General features: G+C 42.9%; 4 protein-coding genes and 1 pseudogene. 4 read left to right on the top strand and 1 reads right to left on the bottom strand.

The features are described from left to right. The first annotated feature begins 119 nt into the window (after positions 1–119). Together ACTTJ8_RS11160 and ACTTJ8_RS11155 are read left to right on the top strand one after the other, a co-directional pair. Entirely contained in the window at positions 120–1,349 is a 1,230-nt protein-coding gene (locus ACTTJ8_RS11160; protein ID WP_442719695.1) for a dicarboxylate/amino acid:cation symporter, read from the top strand. An 18-nt stretch (positions 1,350–1,367) separates the two neighbouring features. Further along, complete coding sequence (locus tag ACTTJ8_RS11155) at positions 1,368–2,735, top strand: CCA tRNA nucleotidyltransferase (RefSeq protein ID WP_442719694.1); 1,368 nt, start codon at positions 1,368–1,370, stop codon at positions 2,733–2,735. A 104-nt stretch (positions 2,736–2,839) separates the two neighbouring features. Here ACTTJ8_RS11155 and ACTTJ8_RS11150 read toward each other — a convergent pair whose 3' ends face one another. Continuing rightward, positions 2,840–3,544, bottom strand: a complete 705-nt coding sequence (locus tag ACTTJ8_RS11150) for a Bax inhibitor-1/YccA family protein (RefSeq protein WP_442721227.1) — start codon at positions 3,542–3,544, stop codon at positions 2,840–2,842. Positions 3,545–3,647: 103 nt separating this feature from the next. On the opposite strand from ACTTJ8_RS11150, the gene ACTTJ8_RS11145 reads away from it, so the two are divergent. Beyond that, a complete protein-coding gene (locus tag ACTTJ8_RS11145) occupies positions 3,648–5,729 on the top strand; it encodes a methyl-accepting chemotaxis protein (protein WP_442721226.1) in 2,082 nt (693 codons plus the stop codon). Positions 5,730–5,864: 135 nt separating this feature from the next. Next, positions 5,865–6,152 (top strand): annotated as a pseudogene (locus tag ACTTJ8_RS11140) (methyl-accepting chemotaxis protein); the annotation flags it as partial. Positions 6,153–6,250 lie beyond the last annotated feature (98 nt).

The following is a 6,250-nucleotide window of genomic DNA, read 5'->3' as shown; positions in this document are numbered from 1 at the left end:
CAGGTGAACCGTTTCTTTTCTCCTTTTTTGGGGCATTTTATTTTACAACTTACCAAGACGCATTTCCCGCAGTATTTTCAGTTGACGCAGGCTGTATCTTTCGGTTACACTCACTCTGTATGAAAATTTGGCTAAAATATGTGATCGGTATTATTTTAGGCGTAACCTTTGCTGTTGTTGCGGGAACAGAAAATACCGCTTTTATAGAAATAACGGAATTTTTATCACGGGCTGCTATACAGTTTGGGCGGTATGCGCTCTACCCTGCGGTATTTTTCGGCTTCACTCTCAGTATTTTTGAGTTACGTGAAAGCAGAAGTATACTAAAAATTGCACTTGTTACTATCGTAACAATCAGTCTAGTCGCAGTTTTGCTTGCGTGTCTCGGCTTAGTCTCCGTACTCATCCATACCCCCGCGCGCATTCCTATCTTTGTTGAAGGTACTGCGGACATTCCCGTACTCGGTATAAAAGAATCCTTCTTACAGCTGCTGCCTTCAAGCTCTTTTGAAGCCCTGTTGAATGGAAGCTATATTCTGCCGCTGTGTATTTTCGGAGGATTTGCCGGAGCGGGGTGTGCAGTTGATAGAAATATTGCAAAACCGGCTATTACATTGATTGACTCTCTTGCGCGGATTTCGTATGCGGTGATGGTATTCTTTGTCGATATGTTTGCCTTCGGAATGGTAGCGCTTTCCGCCTATTGGCTGATACGGTTTCATACTATGCAGCAGACTGCCGTATTCACAGATTTTGCACTTCTTTTACTCGCCGACCTATTGATTACTGCACTGTTGATTTATCCGCTTTTATTAAAGATTTTCTGCCGGGATATAAATCCTTACCGTGTGCTCTATGCGGGCTTAGCGCCGATGCTGGCAGCCTTTTTTTCACAAGATATGCATGCTGCTCTCCCTGTTTTATTGCGTCACTCAAACGAAAGTCTTGGAGTGCGCAGGCGGATTTCGTCCGTAACACTGCCGGTAATGTCAATTTTCGGCAGAGCCGGTTCTGCCTTGGTTATTACTGTCAGCTTTATCGTCATATTAAAATCCTATTCGAGCTTAGGCATCGGGGTACGGGATATGCTATGGCTGGTGGGAATAGCATCCCTGTTTTCATGCTTTTTGGGGCGTTTTCCGGCAGGCGGAACTTATATTGCTCTTGCCTCTATTTGTGCACTTTATGGCAGAGGTTTTGAATCAGGCTATCTCATTTTACGTCCGGCAGCTTTTCTTATCGGATCAATAGCTGCGGCGCTCAATGCCCTAACGGCAATTACCGGAACCTATATCATCGCATATCAGTTTGATATGACAATCAAAAAAGATTTACGGTTCTTTATTTAAGGGGAGTCAGGCATACCAATGATTCAGCGGTTTCCGGTTCCTGATATTCTAAAAGAAGTCAGTACTGTTTTTCACACAGCAGGATTTTCAGTGTATCTCGTAGGAGGGGCAGTCCGCGATTTTCTCTTACAAAAAGAAGCAAGTGATTGGGATATTGCAACCGATGCACGTCCGGCAGATGTGATGAAATTATTTAGGCGGACTATTCCTACCGGTATTGAACACGGAACGGTTACCATTATCTATAAAAAAAAGCATATTGAATGCACAACATTCCGTACAGAGGCTGATTATAGCGATGGGCGGCACCCTACAGCTGTTGCTTATACCGCTTCTATCGAAGAAGATCTTTCCCGCCGTGATTTTACGATGAATGCGATTGCAATCTCACTTCCGGATGGCGCCGTTATTGACCCGTTTGGAGGCAGAGAGGATATACGCCAAAAATGCATTAAAACGGTAGGAAATCCCATAGACCGATTTTTAGAAGATGGGTTACGTCCGGTGCGTGCGGTACGCTTTGCAGCACAGTTGAGCTTTACTATTGATGATTCAACGTTACAAGCAATTCCCCAAACACTGCATATTACGCAAAAAATTTCCATTGAACGGTTTCGGGAAGAATTCACAAAAATGCTGATCTGTGAGGTACCCCTTCCGGGTCTGCGGCTTTTGGAATCTACCGGGCTGCTTACGCTTTTCATCCCGGAGTTGGCAGAATGCAGAGGTGTTGAACAAGGCGTCTATCATCATTTTGATGTGCTTGATCATAGTTTTTTGGTCTGCAATGCCTGTCCTGCCGGAGTGGATAATCTCCATATCCGCCTTGCAGGATTGTTCCATGATATTGGGAAACCGGCAGTGCGCAAGGAAGCAGCAGACGGAAGCTGTACCTTTTACCTCCATGAAGCGGTTTCGGAAAAGCTAACCCGCACTATTATGCGCCGGCTTAAATACTCAAATAGCGAAATAGAAAAAACAGCCCATTTGGTTGCACAGCACATGTTTCACTATGAACCGGCGTGGACTGATGCCGCAGTACGCCGCTTTATTGTCCGCGTCGGAAAAGAAAATATCAGCGATTTATTCGCATTACGCTATGCGGATGTGTTTGGATTGACCGGCAGCTATGGGGAACCGAGCTTTTTAGCGGAATTTACTGCGAGGATTGATGCAATCCTACAGGCTGACGGAGCGTACAGTATTAAGGATTTAGCAGTGAATGGGAACGATTTGATTGCAGCCGGTATTCCGGCAGGAAGAATCTTGGGACTCATCCTGCATGATCTTTTAGAAACCGTTTTAGATGATCCCGCACAGAATACCCGTGAGCAGCTTCTGCGCATTGCTGCAGCACTCTACGAACGCATAAAGCGGTTTCAATAGAGATAAACTGCAGCCGATAAACACATCGTGCGGAACACAGTGCCTAATCCGCTTTGCGGATAAACTACCGTGAACCGCTAAAACTTGCGTTTTTAGAAAATGTCCTACCGTCTTTTTCCAAACAGCCGCAGAAGAGCTAAGAAGATATTGATAAAATCAAGATACAGTTCCAAAGCTCCAATTACCGCAACTTTTTTATATGTTTCATTGTCTTGTGCATACTTAGCAGCCTGAGTTATTTTTTGGCTGTCATAGGCTGTCAAACCGGTAAACACACCGACTGTTACAAAAGAAATAAGCCAGTCGAATGATGATGAGCGTAAAAAGATATTGATAAGTGATGCAATTACAATACCGATTAAGCCCATCATAAGATACTTGCCTGCTGATTGCAGATTACTTCCGGTAGTTGCACCATAGATACTCATTGCGCCGAACATCAAAGCGGTTATGATAAAAATCCGTACAACCGATGTTCCGGTGTAGAGAAAAAGAATCGATGAAAGCGTCAATCCGTTAACCAAGGAGTAAGCGATAAACGCAACCGCTGCTGCGGTAAAACTCATCTTTCTGATACCTGCTGTCAACATAAAGACAAGCGCAATTTCCGCAATAATCAAACCGAAAAACGTAAAACGGCTTCCGAAAATAAGAGAGAAAAGCGTTTGGCTATTAAATACAGCAAACGCCGCAGCGCCGCTTATTGCAAGAGCTGCAACCATCCATCCATACACGGCAGTGATAAACCGCTGTGTGATTTTTTCATTAGCCTGCTGCAATGAAACATTGTCAAAAGAAGTATTGTTCATAGCCCTAATATACAAACGAATGCGGATTCTGTCAACTTTAGCGGTTTTTGCGGATAGCATACAGGATAGACAGTTATACTTAAAAAAGCTATACTCCCGCCACATGAAAGCTCAATATTCATCACTTTCGATTAAGACTCAGCTTTTAGTTATGCTGATTATTCCTATTACGCTTATTATGCTGCTCGTATCTCTTATGTGGTTCTTTCAGGTTAAAAAAATTATTACCACCAATGCACAGGAGACGCTCACTGCAGAAAAAGATTACTATGTTTCGATATGGGCTTCCTTTATTGCAGAGCGGGCACGGATATTGGAAGCGGCGGCAAGTGATATTGAATTGCATCTCGATGATCCTGCTCAGATGTATACCATTGCGTCTGCTGTCGATAAACGTTTTCATGCACAGATATTTGATGTCTATGCAGGACTGGAAAATGGGGTTTATATTGATTCTTCAGATTGGCAGCCGCCTAACGACTTCGTTCCCCGGCAACGTCCGTGGTATATTGCTGCATCCGCACATCAAAAAACTGCATTGACGGATGTCTATCTTGATAGCGTCCGGAATATCCCGATGATTACAATGAGTACTCCTCTGAAACGGAACGGCAAAATGGTAGGTGTTCTGGCAACAAATATCAAAATCGATAAGCTGCAAGCTCTGTTTATGGAACACGCAAGCAGCAAACGGACTGCTTTTATTGTTGATAAAGCGGGACATTTTCTCGTGCATGGACGGTATTCATTTAATGACAGTATCGATTCTATCAATGAACCGGTATACAAAGCCGTACTCGGTTCTATGACTTCAGAAATCGGTGTGCTGAAAAGGGTGAAAGTCGGCAGCAAATATTATTTCTCTATTCCATATTACGATGAAACCACCTCCTGGATATTTTGTATTATGGAGCCGGAAACAACCATTTTCGAACAGATAAACCGGATTCGGCTCTGGGCATTAGTATTCGGTACTCTTATTCTGGCAGTATGTGCCGGAATTATTTTCTTTGCGCTTTCACATCTTACTGCAATGTTTACCGTTATTAACCGCGCGTTGAAAAATATTGCAAAGGGGGATGGCGATTTAACGATAAGACTTCAAGTACACACGGCAAAAGAATTTAATAAAATGTCGCGCTATTTTAATGAAACGATAGAAAAAGTACAAATATCTATTGGAGCGGTAAAAGAAAATACCGATATTATGCACCATGTCGGCAGTAGCCTTGCGAATACTATCATTGATACCTCCGATGCAATTCATCAAATAAATGCAAATATTAACAGTGTTAAACAGCAATCTTTTATTCAAAGTACAAGTGTGAGCGAAACTGCTGCAACCATGGAAGAAATTGTGCGGACTATTCGGCAGCTCAATAGCAGTATCGCTGCACAAACGGACAGTGTTGCGCAGTCTTCTGCCGCAGTAGAAGAAATGGTTGCTAATATTGCATCAATTACACAAACACTGGGAATAACAGATGATACCATTAAAAATCTTGTAACGGTAACTAATGAAGGGAAAGAACGTATTGTAACGGCAACACAAGTATCAAAGAAAATTGCGGAGGAATCCGGCAGTTTGCTGGAAGCATCGAATGTTATTCAGCATATTGCATCGCAGACAAACTTGCTTGCTATGAATGCAGCGATCGAGTCTGCTCATGCGGGTGAAGCAGGGAAGGGGTTTGCTGTTGTTGCGGATGAAATTAGAAAGCTGGCTGAAGAATCTTCTGTACAAGGCAAGGTAATTACTGCGACACTCAAATCTTTGAGCAGTGAACTTGAAATGCTGTCTGCTTCATCTCAAGTTGCCGAAAAAAAATTCACCGATATTTTTCACCTTGCAGAACAAGTAAAAAATATGAGCAACCGTCTTACCGAATCGATGCGTGAACAGGAAAACGGCAGTAAAGAAGTACTGCGTGCAATGAAAAATATCAGCACAGTAACCATGGAAGTACAAGCCGGATCGGAAGAGATGCTGAAAGGCGGGGATAGTATTGCCGAAGAAATGCAGCGTCTTGATACACTTACCCGTACTATTACCGGTAGTATGAACGAGATGGCTGCCAGTACCGTACATATTGATCAAGCTATTCATGAGGTTACTGAAATCAGCCGGAAAAACACGCAAAGTATTGAACGCTTAGTTTCTGAAATCAACAAATTCAAACTTTGATGAACCTGTAGACACGCTGCGCAAAATTTATTATCCTTCGATAAGTACTTTATAAAGTTTTAAGGCATCTTTTAAGAACTCAGATATGTTTTTTTAGAGATGCCTTTATTATTATAGAGAGGAGTTTGCATTACAATGGAAAAAGCAAAGGCAAGACGGTTCTCGATCCGCTTTAAGCTTATTTTCGTCTTTGGTTTATTGCTGCTCGCGGCGAGTTCAGTAGAAGCGGCGCTTGCAATTCGCAGTGCGCGAAAAGCTATCACCGAGAAAATTGAAACACACATGCTGGATAAAGCGACTGACGTGGCAACGATTATCGATGGCAGAATTAGTGCGTTATTCCAATTCCTCGAAGGCATCGCACGGATGCCTATCCTTACTGATCCTGCCTATTCGTATCAAGACCGTGTATTATTCTTGGAGTAAGAAGCCGACTTACACAGCACCATTATTGAAATGGATATTATGGAGTGATACAATAAAAGTGCAGTGCCAAAATTGCCGAAAAAGAGAGGAGGAAA

Origin of the sequence: Treponema sp., from assembly GCF_052169735.1 — a bacterium.
In the GTDB taxonomy this organism is placed as follows: Bacteria; Spirochaetota; Spirochaetia; order Treponematales; family Treponemataceae; genus Treponema.
Note: the sequence above shows the minus strand (reverse complement) of the source record. Positions and strands in the feature narration are given on the sequence as shown.

Coding starts and splice junctions, on each gene's coding strand:
- ACTTJ8_RS11160 (WP_442719695.1), top strand. CDS start 120: ATGAAAATTTGGCTAAAATATGTGATCGGTATTATTTTAGGCGTAACC.
- ACTTJ8_RS11145 (WP_442721226.1), top strand. CDS start 3,648: ATGAAAGCTCAATATTCATCACTTTCGATTAAGACTCAGCTTTTAGTT.
- ACTTJ8_RS11150 (WP_442721227.1), bottom strand. CDS start 3,544: ATGAACAATACTTCTTTTGACAATGTTTCATTGCAGCAGGCTAATGAA.
- ACTTJ8_RS11155 (WP_442719694.1), top strand. CDS start 1,368: ATGATTCAGCGGTTTCCGGTTCCTGATATTCTAAAAGAAGTCAGTACT.